Below are 18,176 nucleotides of genomic sequence, written 5' to 3'. Positions count from 1 at the left end.
CGCCCCCTGGTGCATCCGCTCAATCCCCGCCGCGCCGACCGCGCCCGGGTCCGCCGTCTTCTCGAACGCGTGGAAGCCACGGTGATCAGCGTGCCGCTGCGCCGTGCCGCAGCGGCTGGATGTAGTCCTCGAGACGGGCGACCGCGAAGCCCTGGCGCTCGATGTGCTTCAGCAGGGCGACGAACATAGCGGTCATCGTCTCGCCCTTCAGCTCGGCCGGGCCGCGGAAGTGCGCGAGGATGATGTCCCCGGGGCTCAGTCTCTTGTCCGGGCTCAGGTACTGCATGTCGTGGATCTCCATCGACTCACGCCACAACACGATCGCCCGTGGACCGCAGTCGGCGACGGCGACCTTGGTCGCGGCGTTCCAGCCGCCGTACGGAGGCCGGAACAGCACCGGTGCGACGCCGTACCGCCTGGTCAGCACCTGCTGGTCACCACAGACTTCCTGTCGCTGCCGGGGAAGCGGCAACGTGCTCATCAGCGGATGGTGGAGCGTGTGATTCTGGATGTGGTCGCCCATCGCCTGTAGCGGCTTGAAGTACGCGTAATCGTCCTTGATCGCGTCGTCCATCAGGAACATGGTGATCGGGACCTTCAGGTCGGCCATCAAGCGCATGAACCTCGGATCCTTCACCTTGCCATCGTCGATGGTGACGAAAACGACCTTGCGCCTGGTCGGGATCCGGTAGATCACCGGGACGGGCCCCGTCGCGGTCAACCTGATCGGCTTTCTGCTCGGCGGAGCCGGCGCCGGACGCATCGACCTCAGGCCCCACCGGGCCCATGCGCCCGCGGCGGCCGCCCCACGCGCGGGAACCCGCCCCAGGGTCGCCCCGGCCGGCGGCCGTCCGCCCCCGCCGGAGCAGCCGCTCACCGCGACGACGGTTACGGCCAACGCCCACAAGACGGGAGAAACCACGAACCGACCGCCACCCGGCCCCATCAGTCTCCTTCGACGCCTGCACCTGAAGACACGGGGGTCTTACGATTCCTAGAAAGCCCCCGCACACCGCCGCCGGAACTTACCGACCACCCGGTTAACGCGGAGAAAAGTCGACGGACGTCGTAGCGGGCAGCGGATAATCCCCCGCCCATCAGCGTCCGCGCCATCGGCGGGACTCAAGGCTCGTTCCAGCGCCAATTACGATCCGTGACGATGCGATAGTCATACCGTCATGGCTTCGACCTGCCACATCACGAGGTTATTACCAGCTAACTGAATGTTTCCTGAGCATTAGCCTTAAAGAAGCTACATTCGGCGCCGTCACGAATCCCAGCAGAAAAAACACCCGCTTAGTGAATCGACCGCGTCCCTATTGATGGCGGTCGGCAACGCATCTGGGGGAACGTTCGGCAGAGACACCAGAGATTTGAACGGCAGCGAGGCTCCCGTCCGGCGGTTTCCCCACCACCGGCCGATCCGGCGTCCCTGCCTTCGCCGCCGTATTCGGCGCTCTCTCGCTCGCACGGCGGATCTCAGATACGCGAACGCGGTCGATGCCCTGCACGTCGCGGCCGGTCCGAGGCCGGTGACCGACCCGGTCACCGGCCTCCCGCCCCCGGCTGGTCGCGCGACGGCGACCTTGGGCATGTCGACCGCCGCCGCAGGCCCATCCGGAGCCGAGCGGTGGCCTATGGGAGCTCTCACGCAAGGCCGCAGAGGACGCCGTCTCGCTCTTTTCATACCGGGGCCGTGCCGGAACCACGGCTCGTGATCGCACGACTCGACCACCCGTTCCAGTGCCCCTGACACAGAAGTGGACCCCCATGCGCCTACGTGACCTCGCCGCCGACGTGCCCGCCGCCGAACTGCACCCCTCGAGCGGTGACTACGACGTGCTGCGCGTCATCCACGACTCGCGGCAGGCGCGGGCGGGTGATCTGTTCGTCGCCGTACGCGGCCTGCGGTCGGACGGCCACGACCACGTGCCTCGCCTCACGGCGGAGGGCATCGCGGTCGCCGTCGAGCGGTCCGTACCGATCCCCACGGGGACACCCGCCCTGATCCTCCCGGACACGCGCACCGGTCTGGCCGAGTTGTCCGCCGCACTGTGTGGAAGGCCCGCCCGTCGGCTGCTGATGGTCGGCGTCACCGGCACCGCGGGCAAGACGACGACCACGCACATGACCGCCCACGTCCTCACCGCCGCTGGTATCCCCGCCGGATACCTCAGCACCGTCGCCCATGGAGCAGGAATCCACGCCGACGAGAACAGGTCCGGTCAGACCACCATGGCCGCCCCCGACAACCAGGAGTGGCTGGTACAGATGGTCGAGCGGCGCATGCGCGCGGCGGTCATCGAGAGCAGTTCGCACGCCTTGGAACAAGGCCGGGTCGCCGCGTGCGAGTTCGACGTCGCCGCGTACACCAACGTCGGCCAGGACCACCTGGACTACCACCGGACCTCACAGAACTACTTCAACGCCAAGGCACGACTCATGGATCTGACCGCGGGGTCGCCCGGCAAAGGCGTCCCGAAGACCACGATCCTCAACCGCGACGATCCCTCGTTCGAACGCCTCAGTGCGCACTGCAGGACCGAAAGGTGCCTCACGTACGCCATCGACCATCCCGCCGACGTACGGGCCACCGACGTATCCCCCGGCCGGAACCACACCCGGTTCGTCCTGCGCAGCGCCAACGGATCAGCTCCGGTCGACCTGCGCCTGCCGGCTCTCTTCAACGTCCGCAACGCGCTCTGCGCGGCAGCGTCCGGCCTGGCCTTCGGGGCGCCGATCGACGCCGTTGCCGATGCCCTGTCCGCTTTCGGCGGCGTACGCGGGCGTCTCCAGCCCATCGACCGCGGACAGCCGTTCACCGTCTATCTCGACTTCGCGCACTCCTCACTGCGCCTGCGCAGTGTGCTGAGCGAACTCCGCACCACCACCTCCGGCCGGCTGATCGCCGTCTTCGGCGCCACCGGCCACTCCGACCATGACCCGGTGGGGATGGGAGGCGCGGCGGCGGACTACGCGGACTTCTTCATCCTCACGACCGACGACCCCGCCGGCAAGGACCCGGTGGACCTCGCCCGGCAGATCGAATCGGGCGTCGGGGCACGGCGACGCGGCATCGACTACGAGGTCATCCTGGACCGGCGAGCCGCGATCCGGCGGGCGATTGAGATGGCCCGGCCCGGTGATGTGGTCGTCCTGGCCGGCAAGGGTCCCGAACGCACCATGCTGCTCGCCGACGGCCCCACGCCCTGGGACGAACAGGCCGAGGCGGAGGCCGCCCTAGACGAACTGGGCCGGGCCACCGCGCGGGCGACGAACGCGACCAGCCCGAGGGTGAGCGGTCAGTGGAGCTACGCCACCGTCAGACGTCGCTGAACGGACTCGATGTCCCAGAACGCCTTCTGCCAGGCGGGGCGTGCGGCACTGGCCGAGGACCGGGCCGCACTGGCGGAGCTGGCGCGTGAGATCCTCGGCAACGAGCCGTGATGACCTGGCCTCAGTGCCGGGGCGCGTGACCTGGTCGAGGCCGGCGCGCGGGTCGCGGGCGAGAGTGGTGGCGTCCTCGCCTCGTCACGGCGAGCGAGTCACGGCCGTCCGGCGCAGGGCATAGGCGGCGGCACCGACGGCCAATACGGCGGCCCCTGTGATCACCGAGGTGAGCGGCAGCGCAAAGGCCAAGATCAGGCAACCGGCCAGGCCGACGGCGGGGACGAGGCGAGGCGGGCGGCCCTCGGCCGGGGTGAGGGTCGCCGCGGAGGCGTTGGCGATGGCGTAGTAGACCAGCACGCCGAATGAGGAGAACCCGATCGCCCCGCGCACGTCCGCGATGCCGGCCACCACGGCCACCACCACCCCGACCGCCAACTCGGCCCGGTGCGGGACGCCGAAGCGGGGGTGGACGGCGGCCAGGGCGTGTGGCAGGTGCCGATCGCGGGCCATCGCCAGCGTCGTGCGCGAGACGCCCAGGATCAGCGCGAGCAGCGACCCGATCGCGGCGACCGCCGCCCCGGCCCGTACCACTGGTGCCAGGCCCGGCAGCCCGGCCGCTCGGACGACCTCGGCCAGCGGGGCGGTCGCCCGGCCCAGCCCTCCGCTACCCAGCACGCTCAGCGCCGCCACCGCGACCGCCGCGTAGACCACCAGAGTGATGGCCAACGCCAGCGGGATCGCGCGGGGAATCGTCCGCTTCGGATCGCGGACCTCCTCACCCAGCGTGGCGATCCGCGCGTATCCGGCGAAGGCGAAGAACAACAGGCCCGCCGCCTGCAGCACGCCACCGAAGGAGGCGTCGGCGCCGACGTTCAGCCGGGCCGTATCCGACACTCCGGACGTCAGGGCGGCGACCACCACCGCGGCCAGCACCGCCAGCACCACGGCGACGATGAGGCGGGTGAGCCAGGCCGACTTGTGCACCCCGGCGTAGTTCACGCCCGTCAACGCGACGACGGCCGCGACCGCCACCGCGTGCGCATGCCCGGGCCAGACGTAGAACCCGACGGTGAGCCCCATCGCCGCACACGAGGCGGTCTTGCCGACCACGAACCCCCAGCCCGCCAGGTAGCCCCAGAACTCTCCCAGGCGTTCGCGGCCGTAGACGTAGGTGCCGCCGGAGGCCGGGTAGCGGGCCGCAAGCCGGGCCGAGGATGTGGCGTTGCAGTAGGCGACCACCGCGGCCACGCCCAGACCGACGAGCAGCCCGGACCCGGCCGCCCGCGCCGCCGGCGCGAGCGCGGCGAAGATTCCCGCGCCGATCATCGACCCCAGGCCGATCACCACCGCGTCGAAGACCCCCAGCCGACGTCGCAACTCATCCGGCACCCCGGCTGCGGTCGCCGCCATCATCAGCACCCCTCTGCAACGTCGGCCTTACGGCATCCGATATCGAAGGACGATACGTGACCCGGATGTCCTGGCGCTGGCCGCACCCGGACGGGCAATCGAACGGTGCTGAGATCTCTTCGGCTCACTGATCTCCCCGCGCGGCGCTCCATGGGTCATCCCGATAGGCGAATCCCCTGGTCGTGGCCGGTTTTCCGTCCGCTATGCTCGACGCGGTCCCCCAGTTCGACGTCGTCCCCGGGCGGGAGTCTCACGTGTCACGCATGGCCGGGTTCTGCAGATCACTGGTGCGCCGGTCCGTCCGCGCCTACCGCATCGCCTGCGCTCGTGACGACATGGCGACCCAGAACCTCCTCGTGCCCGACGGCGTGTGGGCGTGTGATGGGTGCAACACCGTTCTGCTGGGGTCCGGCGGGCACCTGTGCACCGACCGTCCGGCTTTCTGAACGGCCGCTCGCCCGCAGTCCGCTTCCGACGCGAAGGAGTGCGGCTTCCCGACGGCTCGGGACACGGCCGGTAAAACCTCCTCCTCCACCGCCCGACCAGGATGGGAGACTGGGATCGAGCGTTCGGGGGCTGTCAGGCTATGAGCGGTGACGCAGGACGTCTGCCACCGCAGCATCCGGACACCGGCTGTGGGGAAGCGTCCCGCAACCGCTACGTGGACCTGCTGCGGGTCGCGGCGATCGGCGCGGTGGTGCTCGGCCACTGGCTGGCGACCTCGATCACCTACAGCGCGGGTCACCTGGGCGGGTCGAATGTGCTGGGACGATTGCCGTGGACCCGATGGCTCAGCTTGGTCTTCCAGGTGATGCCGGTGTTCTTCCTGGTGGGCGGCTTCGCCAACGCCGCCTCTTGGACCTCACACCGCAGACGTGGCGAGGACTGGGCGCGTTGGCTGTACGGCCGGGCCGTGCGGCTCCTGGTCCCCACCACGATGTACGTCGTCGTTGCCACCGCCGCCGTGGCCGGCTGCCGCGCCGCCGGAGTCGACCGCGACGTGCTCGCGTCCGCAGGATGGGCCGTGGCCATCCACCTGTGGTTTCTGCCGGTATACCTCGGCCTGCTGTCGATGACCCCGGCGCTTCATGCCGCCCACCGGCGATGGGGACTCGTCGTTCCGGCCGCCCTCGCCCTCGGCGTGGCCGGGGTGAACACCGCGTTCCTGCGATGGCATCCGCCTCTGCTGGGAGGGCTGAACTACCTGCTGGTGTGGGGATCGATACACCAGTTGGGCTTCGCCTGGCAGGATGGCACGCTCACCCGCGACAGACGGCGTCCGCCGGCACTGGCGGTCGCTGGAATCACCGTCCTGGTCGGCCTGGTATGGCTGGGGCCCTTCCCGGTGAGCATGGTCGGGGTACCCGGCGAACGGATCAAGAACACGTCCCCGCCCTCGATCGCCCTCCTCGCCTACGCCACCTGCCAGGTGGGACTGCTGCTCGCCGCCGAATCCGTCGTGACACGCCGACTGCGCGGGCCGCGTCCACGGCGGGCGGTGGCCCGGGCCAACCGGATGGTCATGACGCTGTACCTGTGGCACATGGCGCCGGTGATACCCGTGGCCATCGCCCTGTATCCCACCGGTCTGCTCCCATCGGTGCCCATCGGATCGGCGGCCTGGTTGCAACAGCGCCTGGTGTGGGTGGCCGCCCTGACCATCCTGTTCATCCCACTGGCCGCGGCGCTCCGGCCGGCCGGGCATGTGATGCCCGCCCGCCGGGGAGCGGATGCCGACCCCCTTCGCCATGGCGCGTGGCCTCTGCTGGTGGCCGGTGTCACCGTGGCCTGCCTCGCCTTGTCCTGGCTCGCGGTGAAAGGATTCGCCCCGAGCGGGCGGCTCCCGATCATCGTGCTCGCCGCCTACGCCACGGGAATGCTCCTTCTGATCGTGGCCGGTGGGATGCGCGCTCGCCCCGCCACACCGCCTCCCGCGATCTGAACGTTTTTTGACTCAACTGTTCGCATTAGGCGCACTTTCAACGCCTGACACCTCCATCCCGCGACATTTACGGCGCAACTGAAGGGACCGTTGGGGTTTTTGAGACGCATTGGCACTTCTTGATACATCTAGCGCCGTTTTGGCGGGCACGATTGCGGTATATGGAGATCGTGCATCCGCGAACAGGGGGAAGGATGTCATGACGGAATCAAGGGGCCATGGCGCGTACGAAAGACCGTCCGGACCGGAACCCAGGGCGCAGGAAGTCGGCAGGACGCCCGGCCCGGGGACGGGCGAGATGGAGGCCGAACGCGAGTTCTGGCAGGAAAGAAGCCGTGTGTTCCTGCAGCCGATCGCGGCACCGTCGATCCTCGGGCTGTTCGGGCTCGCGACGGCGACGATGATGGTCGGCGCATGGATGGCGGGTTGGTACGGCACCGTGCTCACCCCGCTGATTCTTTTCCCGTTCGTGCTGACCGCGGGCGGTCTCGCGCAGTTCCTGGCCGGTATGTGGTCCTACCGTGCTCGCGACGGCCTGGCGACCGCCGTGCACGGGATGTGGGGGGCGTTCTGGCTCGCCTTCGGACTGATCTTCATGCTCACCGCTGCAGGGGCCTTCCCGGCCCTGTTGGCGCCGAGGATCGGGGCCGTCAATCCGCCGTTCGCCTTCTGGTTCATCGCAATGTGCGTGATCACCGGGCTGTGCGCGATGGCCGCGACGGCCGAGAACATGGGCATGACGGTGGTGCTCGCCCTCTTGGCCGTGGGCTCGGGGTTCACCGCGGCCGGCTTCTTCGCCGGCGCGTTCTGGCCGGTGCGCATCGCCGGCTGGCTGTTCGTGATCGCCGCGGCGGCGGCCCTGTACACCGCGGGCGCGATGATGCTCGAGTCCTGCTTCGGGCGAACGGTCATGCCGCTGGGTAAGTACCGCGCCGCGGCCGACGTGCCGGGCCGCAGAATGAGTCGGCCGATGGAGTACCGGTACGGCCAGCCAGGAGTCAAGATCGGCCAATAATCCCATCGGTCCGGTCGGGATACGCCCTCCTGACCTGGGACCTTCGGCCCATGTCTCGGAGCCCTCGACCGCTGCCGGGACATGGCGTCGTGCCCGAGGTTGGAACCATGACCGACCCGGTTGGTCGCCGAGAAACGCACGATGCCAGAAAGGCCATCCGGCGAAGGCGAAGCACCCGTCGGCGCCGCCGGGCGCCAGAGGCCGAAGGTCCCCGAGGCGCGGCCATGCGTACTCGCGGTCCTTCGCGCGGCCGAAGCGGAATTCCTCCGCTCCCGGCCACCGAGCCGTACGGTCAGCGGGTCGGCGAGATGGCCTTCGCTGTTCCTGAGCCGTCGGCGTCACCCGCAGGCGCGCCGGGATGCAGTTTCCGGTCGAGGCGTACCGCGACGAACCCGAGGGTGGAAAGGGCGATGACGACCAGCAGGTCGGGGCCGGTGAGCGGCCGGGTGCCGAGCATCTCTCGGAGCGGCGGCAGGTACAGGCCGGCCAGTTGCATGACGAAGGCGGATGCGACGGCCGCGAGCAGCATGGGATTGGCCCAGGAACGGAGCCGGGCGCGGGAGCCGAGGGCGACGCCGAGCTGCGTGACGCCGAGCGCGAAGAAGGCCATGCTCTGCCAGGGCCGGCCGCTCTGGTGTGCCCAGACGGCCACTCCCAGGGTGACGGCTGCCAGGACGACGGCGATCCGGATCACGCGCTGCCACAGGCCGCCTCCCAGGATGCTCTGGGCCGGTGGCCGGGGCGGGCGGGTCATGACGCCGCTCTGCGCGGGCTCGCCGCCCAGCGCGACTCCCGGCAGGCCGTGGGTGAGCAGGTTGATCCACAGAATCTGGGCGGGCAGGAGGGGAAGCGCCAGCCCCAGGAAAGGACCCAGCAGCATCACGGCGATCTCGGCCGCTCCGCCGGACAGCGCGTAGATCAGGAACCGGCGCATGTTGCCGTACACGCGCCGGCCCTCCTCGACGGCGGCGACCACGGTGCCGAGTTGGTCGTCGGCGAGCACGAGATCCGCGGCTTGGCGGGCCACCTCGGTACCGCGCCGCCCCATCGCGACACCAATGTCGGCGCGGCGCAGCGCGGGGCCGTCGTTGACGCCGTCGCCGGTCATCGCGACGACCTGACCGCGTTCGCGCAGTGTCTGGATGATGTGGAGCTTGTGGTGCGGGGTGGCCCGCGCGAAGACGGTGATCTCGCTCAGGTCGTCCGCGGCCGGTCCCGAATCACCGATGGACCGGCAGTCGAGCAGCCGGTCGCCGGCACCCATAATGCCCAGTTCGGTGGCGATGGCGCGCGCGGTACCGGGATGGTCGCCGGTGATGAGGATCGGCCTGATTCCGGCGCGGCGGCAGGCCGCGATGGTCGCGAACGCCGCCGGGCGTGGCGGGTCCACGATGGCGATCAGGCCGACCAGGCGCAATCCGCGTTCCAGCTCCTCGTCCGCGCGGGGCGCCGGGTCGCGATCGGCCTGCGCGACCGCCAGTACCCGGAAACCTGCCTGGGCGAAAGCGCCGGCGCGGTCGGTGGCCTCGGCGAGGAGCGCTGGATCATCCGCCAGGACGGGCGGGCGCAGGAGCGCCTCGGGTGCTCCCTTACAGATCACGCGGAAGCCGCCGTCGGGAAGGCGGTGAACGGTGGTCATGCGTTTGCGGTCGCTGTCGAAGGGGCGTTCGCCGGACCGGGGCAGCCGCGCCTGCAGGTCTTCGCGATCCAGTCCCAGTTTGACGGCGGCGGCCAGCAAAGCGGCCTCGGTCGGGTCGCCCAGGGCCGTCCATTCCCCGTCGGTGCCGTCCGGCGGTGAGAGCCTGGCGTCGTTGCACAGCACCGCCGCGGACAGCAGGTCGGTGACCGCGTCCCCGCCCGCCGCGCGTAGCGGCCGTTGGTCCCGCAGGACATCGCCGTCGGGCGCGTAACCGGAACCGGTGATGACGGCTTCCGCGGTAGGTGTCCAGACGCGGCGGACGGTCATCCGGCCTTCGGTCAGGGTGCCGGTCTTGTCGGTGCCCAGTACGGTGACCGACCCGAGCGTCTCAACGGCCGGAAGCCTACGGATGAGGGCATTACGGGCGGCCATCCGGCGAGCGCCCAGAGCCAGGCTCAACGTCACGACGGCGGGCAGTGATTCGGGGACAGCGGCCACGACCAGACTGATCGCGGTCACCACCATCAGCTCCACCGGCTGCCCCCGCGCCAGTCCCAGCGCCAGGACGACCAGGCACAGTACGACCGTCACGCCCGCCAGCATCCGGCCGATATCGACGAGGCGACGCTGCAACGGCGTCAGACCCCCGCCCCTGCCCATGATCGACGCGATCCGCCCGGTGGCGCTCGCCGCTCCGATGGCGGTGACGAGTGCCCGGCCACGGCCCTTGACCACGACCGTTCCCGCCGACACGACCTCATCGGCCCCCAGCCCTTTGTCCACGGGCACGACCTCGCCCGTCAGGGAGGACTCATCGACGAGCAGCGCCGCCGCTTCCACCAGCCGGGCATCGGCCGGAACGATGTCGCCTCCGGCCAGGACGAGCAGGTCCCCCACCACGACCTCGGCCGCGGGAACCGACCGCTGCGTTCCGTCCCGGACCACGCGGGCCGTCGGCGCGGTGAGCTCCGCGAGCGCGGTGATCGCCCGGTCCGCGCGCACTTCCTGGCCCACACCCACCGAGGTGTTGACCACGATCACCAGGACGATGACCGCCATGTCCGTCCAGTCACCGGTGGCGGCCGTCAGCACCGCCGCGACCAACAACACCATGATCAGTGGATCGCGCAGCTGGGCGGCGACCCTGCGCCACAGCCGGGTCGGGCGCGTCTGGGGCAGCAGATTCGGCCCATCACGCCTGAGTCGTGCGGCCGCCTCGGCCGAGGACAGGCCGGCCGCGAATGTCCTGCTTCCGATCACCTGTCCCCCACGGACGCTCGAGTCGCCGGACGTCATGCCTCAAAGCCACAGCCGGGGCAGTCAGGCCGGGTACGGCAGTCGCCGGATTCGACGACTTCCGTACCCGCATGCGACGCCCTCAAATGTGGTCACCATCAACCCTTGGTCGGGACAGCACCGTCCGTTCAGAGGCGTTATCCCGCGAAGAAGGGGACTTTCGACTCCAACCGCGATCGCCGGCGATTAGCACCGCCAGGCGAGGGGGACGATCCGATCGTGACCGCGCAAGCCAGGACGATCGAGGAACTGGGCGAGACCGAGTGCCTGCGGCTGATCTCAGCAGGCGGCGTCGGCCGCATCGCCTACACCGGCCGGTTCGGGCCGGTGGTGCTTCCGGTCAACTACAAGCTCCACGACGGAGCCATCGTCTTCCGTACGGCACCGGGCAGTCCGATGGACGAGGACCTGAGGACCGGGATATCCGAGGCCGAGTACCTGGTGGCCTTCGAGATCGATGAGATCGACATGACGACCAGAGAAGGCTGGAGCGTCCTCATCCAAGGCTCCGCGCACCACGTGGACTCCGAGACCGAGCGCGTGTCCCTGACACGGGCAGGCGTCGAACCGTGGCCCGGCGGCGAACGCGAACTCTTCGTTCGCATCATCCCCAGCCGTATCACCGGACGCCGTATCCGCCGAGTCGATGGATCGGCCTCCGGATAGGCGGCCACGCCAATGACGCACGACGCCGGCGCAGCTCAGATCCTCGACCGTGACACCTGCTTGGGGCTGCTGCGGAGCGTGGTGATCGGCCGTGTCGCGTGGGCCGACGACGATGGCCGCGTCGTCGTACTGCCGGTCAATTTCATCACGGACGGAGACGCGATCATCTTCCGTACCTCGGAGGGCGGCAAGCTGTCCGCCGTACGGGAGGGACGCTACTTGTCATTCGAGGCCGACGATGTGGAACCGGGTCTTCGAACCGGATGGAGCGTCCTGGTCAGCGGCACCGCCCAGCTCGTCACCGACAGTGCGGTGGTCGACCGCCTCGAACACTCGACACCGGCTCCGTGGCGGCCCATGCCCAAGTCCTGTTTCATACGGCTCCCGCCGGACCAGATCACCGGCCGCCGGCTTCCTCTTCAGCCAGGTGGCGTGACACACGAGCGCATCGGCTCGGAAGGCGACACGCGCTGACTCGCCATACGGGAGGTGTCGACGACCGTCTCATCGGCATCGCTTCGCCGTCGAGAAGGCAGGCCAGGATGCGCCCGGCGCCTGACCCAACGCGTGTCGCAGTTCACGCCACAGGTCGGCGGCCCAGCGCGGAGTCGACCGGCGCGGAGAGGATCGGCACGGTGTGCGGCATTACCGACGGCCCTGTCACGCGCGTCCGGCGACCCCGAGAATCGGCACGATGCCTTGGGCCTGGGCGGAGGTCACGATTGGACCTTTCGTGGGCTCCGGGCGGGGAGTTCCGCGGCGATCCGCCGTGCCCATGCTCGCACCGCCTCCTCGTCTCGGTAGTCTCCGGCAAAACGCTTTGCCAACGGCGCGACCGGGAATCCTCGGACATCCTTCCGCAGCCGGCCACCGAAGGTGACGTGGTCGCGGGCGCCGAGCCGCTCGGCGAGCCTTCGCATCCCCCAGACGGGCAACCTGAGTGGTTCGCCCGTTTCCTCGCCGAGCGGGCCACTGCTGAACAGCCATACCGGCATCTCGCAGAGGACCCGCTGTTGTTTCCGAGCGAGACGACGCGCGTCGCGCTGCCAGCGGCCCGCATAAACGGCACCGCCGAGGATCACCGCGTGGTACGGGGTCACCTCGCGCACTGACCGCGCATCGCACACGTCCACCCGGAGACCGGCCGTTCGCAGTTCCTCGCCGATCCAGTGGGCGATCTCCGCGGTTCCGCCGTGCCTGGATCCGTAGGCCACCAATACCTGTGTCATGACAGCGATCTCCTTCCCGGATGATGACGGCGAACGCTCAGTGGGCCTTGCCTGCTCGCTGGACGGCCACCGGGCAGTCCGCGTTGTGCAGTACGGTCTGACTCACCGAACCCAGCATCAGGCCCCGGAAGCCGCCCCGGCCACGTGAGCCGACCACGAGCAGATCGGCGTCGGCGGATGCGCTGATGAGCGCCTCGGCCGGGTGCGCGGTCACCGTGGTCAGTTCGGTGGGGATGTCGGGGAACCGTTCGCGCAGGCGGGCCACCGCGTCGGCGATGTCGCCGTCCGTTTCGTCCGCAGGATGGTGGATGGCATGGATGGCGGTGAGTCCCGCTGCACGCAGAGCGGCCTCCTCGAAACCGGACCATAGGGCCATCAGCGAGTTGTCGGAGCCGTCCACTCCCACGACGATCCGCTGTGCCTTGTGCTCTCGCCCTCGTACGGCGACGACGGGACATGCCGCCCGCGCCGCCAGCTCCACCCCGGTCGATCCCAGGAACAGCGCTCCGACGGCGCCGAGGCCGCGTGAGCCGATCACCGCCAAAGACGCCCTGGCCGCTTCTTCGAGCAGAACGGGGATGGGCGCGCCGTCGATCAGCTCCGATTCGACGTCGACCTCAGGGGCACGGGCCTGGGCACGGCGTTCCGCCGTGTGAACGATCTGCCTGGCGGTCTCCATCAGGTCATCCAGCCGCGAGCTCAACAACGGTGCGCCGAGCGGGGTGTACAGCAAGGGCCAGGCGAACACGTGCACGATCCGAAGCGGGCGATGGCGCAGTTTCGCCTCGTCCGCTGCCCAATCGACGGCGGTCAGGCTGCACTCCGAGCCGTCCACGCCGACCACCACCGGCTTCGCCACCGACTCTGTGTCCATCTCGACCTCCTCTGATCACTTCCACCCCATCAGTGCCGACGTCGTTTGGGCAGGGACCAAGGGCCCGAACCGACCGCCATCAGCCCTGCGCCACCTGACCGCCACGGCGACGCGCCAGAGCCGACGCACCGACGGGCCGACGCCGTGTCGAGGTCAGCCGGTGGTCGGTACGACGGCGAGTGGGCAGTGCGCGTGGTGCAGCAACGCGTGGCTGACCGATCCCAGGAGCAGTCCGGTGAAGCCCCCTCTCCCTCGGCTGCCGACCACCAGGAGATCGGCGCGTGCCGACACGCCGGCCAGGATCCGCACCGGACGGCCGTGCTCGATCTCGAAGACGACCTCGACGTCGGGGAACTTGTCCCGCCAGGTGGCCAGCGACTGCTGCACCAGGCGCAGTTCCTCTTCCGCCACGATCTGTGGGTCGTAGACCAGCGGCTGCATGTCGCCCGGTCCTCGTGAGGCGGGATGCGACCAGACGTGGACGGCGCGCAACCGCGCCCTGCGCAGCGCGGCCTCCTCGAACGCGAACGCAATAGCCGGCTCGCTTACCGGTGATGAGTCCACGCCGACCGCGACCTCGCGCCGCTCCGTGGGTTCCAGGTCTCGTACGACCACGGTGGGAATCCTCGCGTGCGTGACGACCTGCAGCGTGGTCGAGCCCAGCAGCAGACCGGTCGCCGTGCCCATTCCATGCCCGCCGAGCACGATCATCGCCGCGTCAGCCGCCTTCTCCAGCAGGACGTGGGCAACCTGCCCGGACACGGTCACCGCGTCGACCACGATGCCGGGGGCGCGTTCGCGCGCGGTGGCCACCGCTTTTTCGAGCAGGTCCTTGCCGCCGGTCAGCAGCCATTCCCGGACGAGACCTATCCGCGGATCGACCGGGGTGTCGTACAACCACTCGGCCTCGGCATGAACGATCCGCAGGGGCAGCCCCCGGCGTACCGCCTCCTCGGCCGCCCATGTGACCGCACTCAGGCTCTGGTCCGACCCGTCGGTGCCGACGATGATCGCATTCATGATCAACCCTTTCTTCCGCCCTTCACCTGTTCCGTTGCGACGGTCGAGGTTCCTGCTACGCGGTGTCCGCTCCGCCTGCGCGAGCCGGTGACGGTTCGGGCTCACGGGCTTCGGTGTCCGACGACGGTGATCGGGCAATCGGCGTGATGGATGACGCCGTGGACCACCGAGCCGAAGCACCGGCTGTCGTGTCCGGCGGATCCGACGACGAGCAGGTCGGCCCGCCGAGAGCTTTCGGCGAGCCTCTCGACCGGGTGGCCGGGGAGCGGTTGCTCGATGACCTTGACGTCCGGAAACCTCTCTCGCCACGGCTCGACCATCTGCCCCAGAAGTCTCTGAACCTCGGCGGTCGCCCGGCGGACGGTGACCGGATCAGCGTCCGCGTACACCGTGCTCGGCACCGGCCACGCGTGGACCGCTCGTACCCATGCGCCGCGGATGGCAGCGGCCTCGAAAGCGTGTTCCAGGACGATCGCCGACTCCTCGGAGAGGTCCACGCCGACCAGCACCTCACCGCGGCTCTCGTCGGTCTCGCCCCGGACGACGACCACGGGGCACGGCGTGTGCCCGGCGATCCTCAAACTGGTGGACCCCAGCAGGAGCGCGCTGAAGCCACCGAGTCCGCGGTGTCCGACGACGACTTCGTAGGCGTGTTCGGCCCGCGCGCGTAGTGCGTACACGGGCGCTTCGAAGATCACCTCTGTTGTGATCCTGAGCTCGGGGCATTCCTTGGCCGCTCGTACGGCGGCTTCCGCGAGGATGCGTTCTCCGATCTCGGTGAGAGACCCCAAAGATCCGACCGCCGGGTGAAAGGGGATTCCCGAGCCCCGGTGTTCGGCGGCGTGCACGATGTGCAGCGCACGCCGTCGGCGTTCGGCCTCGTGGGCGGCCCATTCCACGGCGGTCGTGGCACATGGCGAGCCGTCGGTTCCCGCAACGATCGACTCCACGGCGATCTTCTTCCTACTGTCGGCGAAGGCGGACTTTGCACTGCAGCCGCGAGAAGAACGCGGGTGCCCCTCATCACCGCGTTCACCTTCGGTTCCATCGCATCCGCCGACGATGAAGACCGCCAGAGGTCGAAGGTCCCGTCGCGGACCTCCTTGTGGCCTTGAGATCTCCCGCGCGGGCGGAAGGCGGCACTCGCGTCGTCCGCGGCGGAGGCACAGGAAGCCCGACGATCGGTTTCGGCAGGGACGGAAGTCCCGGATCGGCGGGCAGTCCGCCTCTCCTGCGAACGACGCCCGGCGGGCTGAGATGAGGTTGCGAGCAAGCCGGGAGGAGGCGGGCCATGGGGGTCTGGCGTGTCATATACGACGGCTTCGACCCCGACACGGAACGCCTGCGGGAGGCGTTGTGCACGTTGGGCAACGGATACTTCGCCACCCGCGGAGCGGCCCCGGAGGCGACCGCCGACGACGTGCACTATCCCGGCACCTACATCGCCGGATGCTATGACCGGCTGTCGTCACCGTTGGCCGGACGGACGGTGGTCAACGAAGATCTCGTGAACGCGCCGAACTGGCTGCCGCTGACATTCCGCGCCGAAGGCGGCGAATGGTTCGACGTCCGTGCGTCCGGCTACCGGCAGGAGCTGGACCTACGCCACGGGCTGCTCACCCGGCGTCTTCGCTACGGGGACGCCGCCGGCCGCATCACCTCGGTCGACCAGGAGCGGCTCGTGTCCATGGACGACCCTCACCTGGCCGCGCTGCGGACGACGATCCGCGCGGAGAACTGGTCGGGAGCGCTGGAGATCCGATCGGGCCTCGACGGCCGCGTCCGCAACAGCGGCGTGGCCCGCTACCGGGGGCTGGCCGACGTCCACCTGCTCGTCGGCTCGACCGGTGCCGACGAGGATCTGATCTGGCTTGACGCTGAGACGGTCACATCGGCGGTGCGCATCGCCGAGGCCGCGCGTACGACCGTGGCCGCCGGCGGCGCGATACGGCGTGAGACGCGGGACGGGCCAGGGTGGATCGCCCAGCACCTGACCGTGGACCTGCGTCGCGACGAGCCGGTGACCGTCGAGAAGGTCGTGGCGCTGCACACGTCCCGCGACCGGGCCACGGGCGGGCCGCTGGAGGCGGCCCGGCTCGGAGCCGAGCGTGCACCGTGTTTCGCGGCACTGCGCGACCGACACGGCTTGGCCTGGGAACACCTGTGGCGGCGCGCCCACCTCGACGTCGGTCGCCCCGGCGCGCAGCGCACCATCAATCTTCACCTGTTCCATCTGCTGCAGACGCTGTCCCCGCACACCGTGGGGCTCGACGTCGGCGTTCCCGCCCGCGGGCTGCACGGTGAGGCCTACCGAGGGCATGTCTTCTGGGATGAGCTGTTCGTGCTGCCTTTTCTCAGCCTGCGATTCCCGGACGTCGTACGCTCGCTCCTGCTCTACCGCTGGCACCGGCTGCCGGCCGCGCGCCGCGCGGCCTGCGAGGCTGGGCACACCGGCGCGATGTACCCGTGGCAGAGCGGCAGCGACGGCCGGGATGAGACCCCGCGCATGCACTTCAACCCGCGCTCGGAACGGTGGCTGCCGGACGACTCCCGGCTGCAGCGGCACGTCGGCCTGGCGATCGCGTACAACGTCTGGCAGTACTACCAGGCCACCGGTGACCTGGATTTCCTCTCCTCGTACGGCGCGGAGATGCTCATCGAGATCGCCCGGTTCTGGGCGGACCTCGCCTCCCTGGACACGTCCTCCGGCCGGTACGACATCCGCGGGGTGATGGGCCCGGACGAATACCACGACGCCTACCCGGGCTCGGCCGCGCCAGGCCTGGACAACAACGCCTACACCAACGTCATGGCGGCCTGGACACTGTGCCGCGCGCTCGACGTCTTGGCCCTCCTACCTTCGGGGCGCCGCGCCGAACTCCTCGAACACCTCGGCCTGCGGCCCGAGGAGATCACGCGTTTGGAGGACGTGAGCCGGCGACTGCGGGTCGTCTTCCATGCCGACGGGATCATCAGCCAGTTCGAGGGATACGAGAACCTCGCCGAGTTCGACTGGGGCGGATACCGGGCCGAGTACGGCGACATCCGCCGTCTCGACCGCATCCTCGAAGCCGAAGGCGACACCACCAACCGTTACAAGGCTTCCAAACAGGCCGACGTGCTCATGCTGTTCTACCTCCTGTCCGCCGACCAGCTGACCGCCTTGTTCGACCGGCTCGGCTACGGCCTGGACCGTGCCGCCATCCCGAAGACCATCGAGTACTACCTGGCCCGCACCTCTCACGGCTCGACCCTCAGCGCGATCGTGCACGCCTGGGTCCTCGCTCGTTCCGACCGCGCCGCCTCTTGGCGGTTCTTCCTCCAGGCACTCGACAGCGACCTGCACGACGTCCACGGCGGCACCACCGCGGAGGGCATCCATCTGGGCGCCATGGCCGGCACTCTCGACCTGGCACAACGCTGTTACACCGGCCTCGAGCTCCACGGCGACGTCCTCCACCTCAACCCCCGCCTGCCGCCCGGCATCCCTGGCCTGGGCGTGGAACTGCGCTACCGCGGCCACTGGGGAATCCGTCTCCACGCGGACCACCGGGGTATCCGCATCGGGCTGCGCCGATCGGCACAGCCGCCGATCCGGATCGCGGTGAACGGCGGGCCGGCCACCACTCTCCCGGCCGGGCGAACCGTCTGGTTCGCGGGGCCGGGAGAGGTCGAAGAGATCGGGTGACGGCCGG

14 protein-coding genes are annotated in these 18,176 nt (G+C 69.6%); 7 read left to right on the top strand and 7 right to left on the bottom strand.

The annotated features are described in order from the left end of the window. Positions 1–85: 85 nt before the first annotated feature. Positions 86–721, bottom strand: coding sequence for a polysaccharide deacetylase family protein (locus AB0I04_RS24060; RefSeq protein WP_360888286.1), 636 nt, complete (start codon positions 719–721; stop codon positions 86–88). A 1,049-nt stretch (positions 722–1,770) separates the two neighbouring features. Between AB0I04_RS24060 and AB0I04_RS24055 the strand changes: the two genes are divergently transcribed. After that, positions 1,771–3,336 carry a UDP-N-acetylmuramoyl-L-alanyl-D-glutamate--2,6-diaminopimelate ligase gene (locus AB0I04_RS24055; protein WP_360888283.1) on the top strand — a complete coding sequence of 522 codons (1,566 nt, stop codon included), beginning with the start codon at positions 1,771–1,773 and terminating at the stop codon, positions 3,334–3,336. A 195-nt stretch (positions 3,337–3,531) separates the two neighbouring features. Here AB0I04_RS24055 and AB0I04_RS24050 read toward each other — a convergent pair whose 3' ends face one another. After that, on the bottom strand, positions 3,532–4,800 hold the full coding sequence (locus AB0I04_RS24050; protein ID WP_360888397.1) for an APC family permease: 1,269 nt from the start codon (positions 4,798–4,800) through the stop codon (positions 3,532–3,534). Between the two features lie 254 nt (positions 4,801–5,054). Between AB0I04_RS24050 and AB0I04_RS24045 the strand changes: the two genes are divergently transcribed. The 3 genes from AB0I04_RS24045 (at position 5,055) to AB0I04_RS24035 (ending at position 7,757) form a co-directional block, all read left to right on the top strand. Then, positions 5,055–5,246 carry a hypothetical protein gene (locus tag AB0I04_RS24045; protein ID WP_360888281.1) on the top strand — a complete coding sequence of 64 codons (192 nt, stop codon included), beginning with the start codon at positions 5,055–5,057 and terminating at the stop codon, positions 5,244–5,246. Positions 5,247–5,386: 140 nt separating this feature from the next. Continuing rightward, positions 5,387–6,742, top strand: a complete 1,356-nt coding sequence (locus tag AB0I04_RS24040) for an acyltransferase (protein ID WP_360888278.1) — start codon at positions 5,387–5,389, stop codon at positions 6,740–6,742. A 199-nt stretch (positions 6,743–6,941) separates the two neighbouring features. After that, positions 6,942–7,757, top strand: a complete 816-nt coding sequence (locus tag AB0I04_RS24035; protein WP_360888275.1) for a GPR1/FUN34/YaaH family transporter — start codon at positions 6,942–6,944, stop codon at positions 7,755–7,757. Between the two features lie 292 nt (positions 7,758–8,049). Here the strand turns inward: AB0I04_RS24035 and AB0I04_RS24030 are convergent, their stop codons facing one another. Then, the gene (locus AB0I04_RS24030; protein WP_360888272.1) at positions 8,050–10,692 is read right to left on the bottom strand and encodes a cation-transporting P-type ATPase; all 2,643 of its coding nucleotides are present in this window, start codon (positions 10,690–10,692) and stop codon (positions 8,050–8,052) included. A 219-nt stretch (positions 10,693–10,911) separates the two neighbouring features. On the opposite strand from AB0I04_RS24030, the gene AB0I04_RS24025 reads away from it, so the two are divergent. Then, the gene (locus AB0I04_RS24025) at positions 10,912–11,358 is read left to right on the top strand and encodes a pyridoxamine 5'-phosphate oxidase family protein (RefSeq protein WP_360888269.1); all 447 of its coding nucleotides are present in this window, start codon (positions 10,912–10,914) and stop codon (positions 11,356–11,358) included. Positions 11,359–11,370: 12 nt separating this feature from the next. Further along, positions 11,371–11,832: a pyridoxamine 5'-phosphate oxidase family protein gene (locus AB0I04_RS24020; RefSeq protein WP_360888267.1), complete on the top strand. Its 462-nt coding sequence runs from the start codon at positions 11,371–11,373 to the stop codon at positions 11,830–11,832. Positions 11,833–12,074: 242 nt separating this feature from the next. Here the strand turns inward: AB0I04_RS24020 and AB0I04_RS24015 are convergent, their stop codons facing one another. The 4 genes from AB0I04_RS24015 to AB0I04_RS24000 all read right to left on the bottom strand — a co-directional run bounded on the left by AB0I04_RS24015 (position 12,075) and on the right by AB0I04_RS24000 (position 15,431). Then, complete coding sequence (locus tag AB0I04_RS24015; RefSeq protein ID WP_360888264.1) at positions 12,075–12,587, bottom strand: flavodoxin domain-containing protein; 513 nt, start codon at positions 12,585–12,587, stop codon at positions 12,075–12,077. Positions 12,588–12,624: 37 nt separating this feature from the next. Then, positions 12,625–13,461 (bottom strand): universal stress protein, encoded by an 837-nt coding sequence (locus AB0I04_RS24010; protein ID WP_360888262.1) that lies wholly within the window; start codon positions 13,459–13,461, stop codon positions 12,625–12,627. Positions 13,462–13,614: 153 nt separating this feature from the next. Beyond that, positions 13,615–14,481, bottom strand: a complete 867-nt coding sequence (locus tag AB0I04_RS24005; protein WP_360888259.1) for a universal stress protein — start codon at positions 14,479–14,481, stop codon at positions 13,615–13,617. Between the two features lie 101 nt (positions 14,482–14,582). Beyond that, on the bottom strand, positions 14,583–15,431 hold the full coding sequence (locus AB0I04_RS24000) for a universal stress protein (protein WP_360888256.1): 849 nt from the start codon (positions 15,429–15,431) through the stop codon (positions 14,583–14,585). A gap of 341 nt (positions 15,432–15,772) precedes the next feature. Here AB0I04_RS24000 and AB0I04_RS23995 point away from each other — a divergent pair, with 341 nt between their 5' ends. Then, positions 15,773–18,169 carry a glycosyl hydrolase family 65 protein gene (locus tag AB0I04_RS23995; RefSeq protein WP_360888253.1) on the top strand — a complete coding sequence of 799 codons (2,397 nt, stop codon included), beginning with the start codon at positions 15,773–15,775 and terminating at the stop codon, positions 18,167–18,169. The last annotated feature ends 7 nt before the right edge of the window (positions 18,170–18,176 follow it).

Source organism: Actinoallomurus sp. NPDC050550 (assembly GCF_040655075.1).
Classification (GTDB): domain Bacteria; phylum Actinomycetota; class Actinomycetes; order Streptosporangiales; family Streptosporangiaceae; genus Actinoallomurus.
Note: the sequence above shows the minus strand (reverse complement) of the source record. Positions and strands in the feature narration are given on the sequence as shown.

Bases quoted from the DNA above. Each gene is read 5' to 3' on its own strand.
- AB0I04_RS24055 (WP_360888283.1), top strand. From the start codon at position 1,771: ATGCGCCTACGTGACCTCGCCGCCGACGTGCCCGCCGCCGAACTGCAC.
- AB0I04_RS24050 (WP_360888397.1), bottom strand. From the start codon at position 4,800: ATGGCGGCGACCGCAGCCGGGGTGCCGGATGAGTTGCGACGTCGGCTG.
- AB0I04_RS24040 (WP_360888278.1), top strand. From the start codon at position 5,387: ATGAGCGGTGACGCAGGACGTCTGCCACCGCAGCATCCGGACACCGGC.
- AB0I04_RS24035 (WP_360888275.1), top strand. From the start codon at position 6,942: ATGACGGAATCAAGGGGCCATGGCGCGTACGAAAGACCGTCCGGACCG.
- AB0I04_RS24030 (WP_360888272.1), bottom strand. From the start codon at position 10,692: ATGACGTCCGGCGACTCGAGCGTCCGTGGGGGACAGGTGATCGGAAGC.
- AB0I04_RS24020 (WP_360888267.1), top strand. From the start codon at position 11,371: ATGACGCACGACGCCGGCGCAGCTCAGATCCTCGACCGTGACACCTGC.
- AB0I04_RS24015 (WP_360888264.1), bottom strand. From the start codon at position 12,587: ATGACACAGGTATTGGTGGCCTACGGATCCAGGCACGGCGGAACCGCG.
- AB0I04_RS24010 (WP_360888262.1), bottom strand. From the start codon at position 13,461: ATGGACACAGAGTCGGTGGCGAAGCCGGTGGTGGTCGGCGTGGACGGC.
- AB0I04_RS24005 (WP_360888259.1), bottom strand. From the start codon at position 14,481: ATGAATGCGATCATCGTCGGCACCGACGGGTCGGACCAGAGCCTGAGT.
- AB0I04_RS23995 (WP_360888253.1), top strand. From the start codon at position 15,773: ATGGGGGTCTGGCGTGTCATATACGACGGCTTCGACCCCGACACGGAA.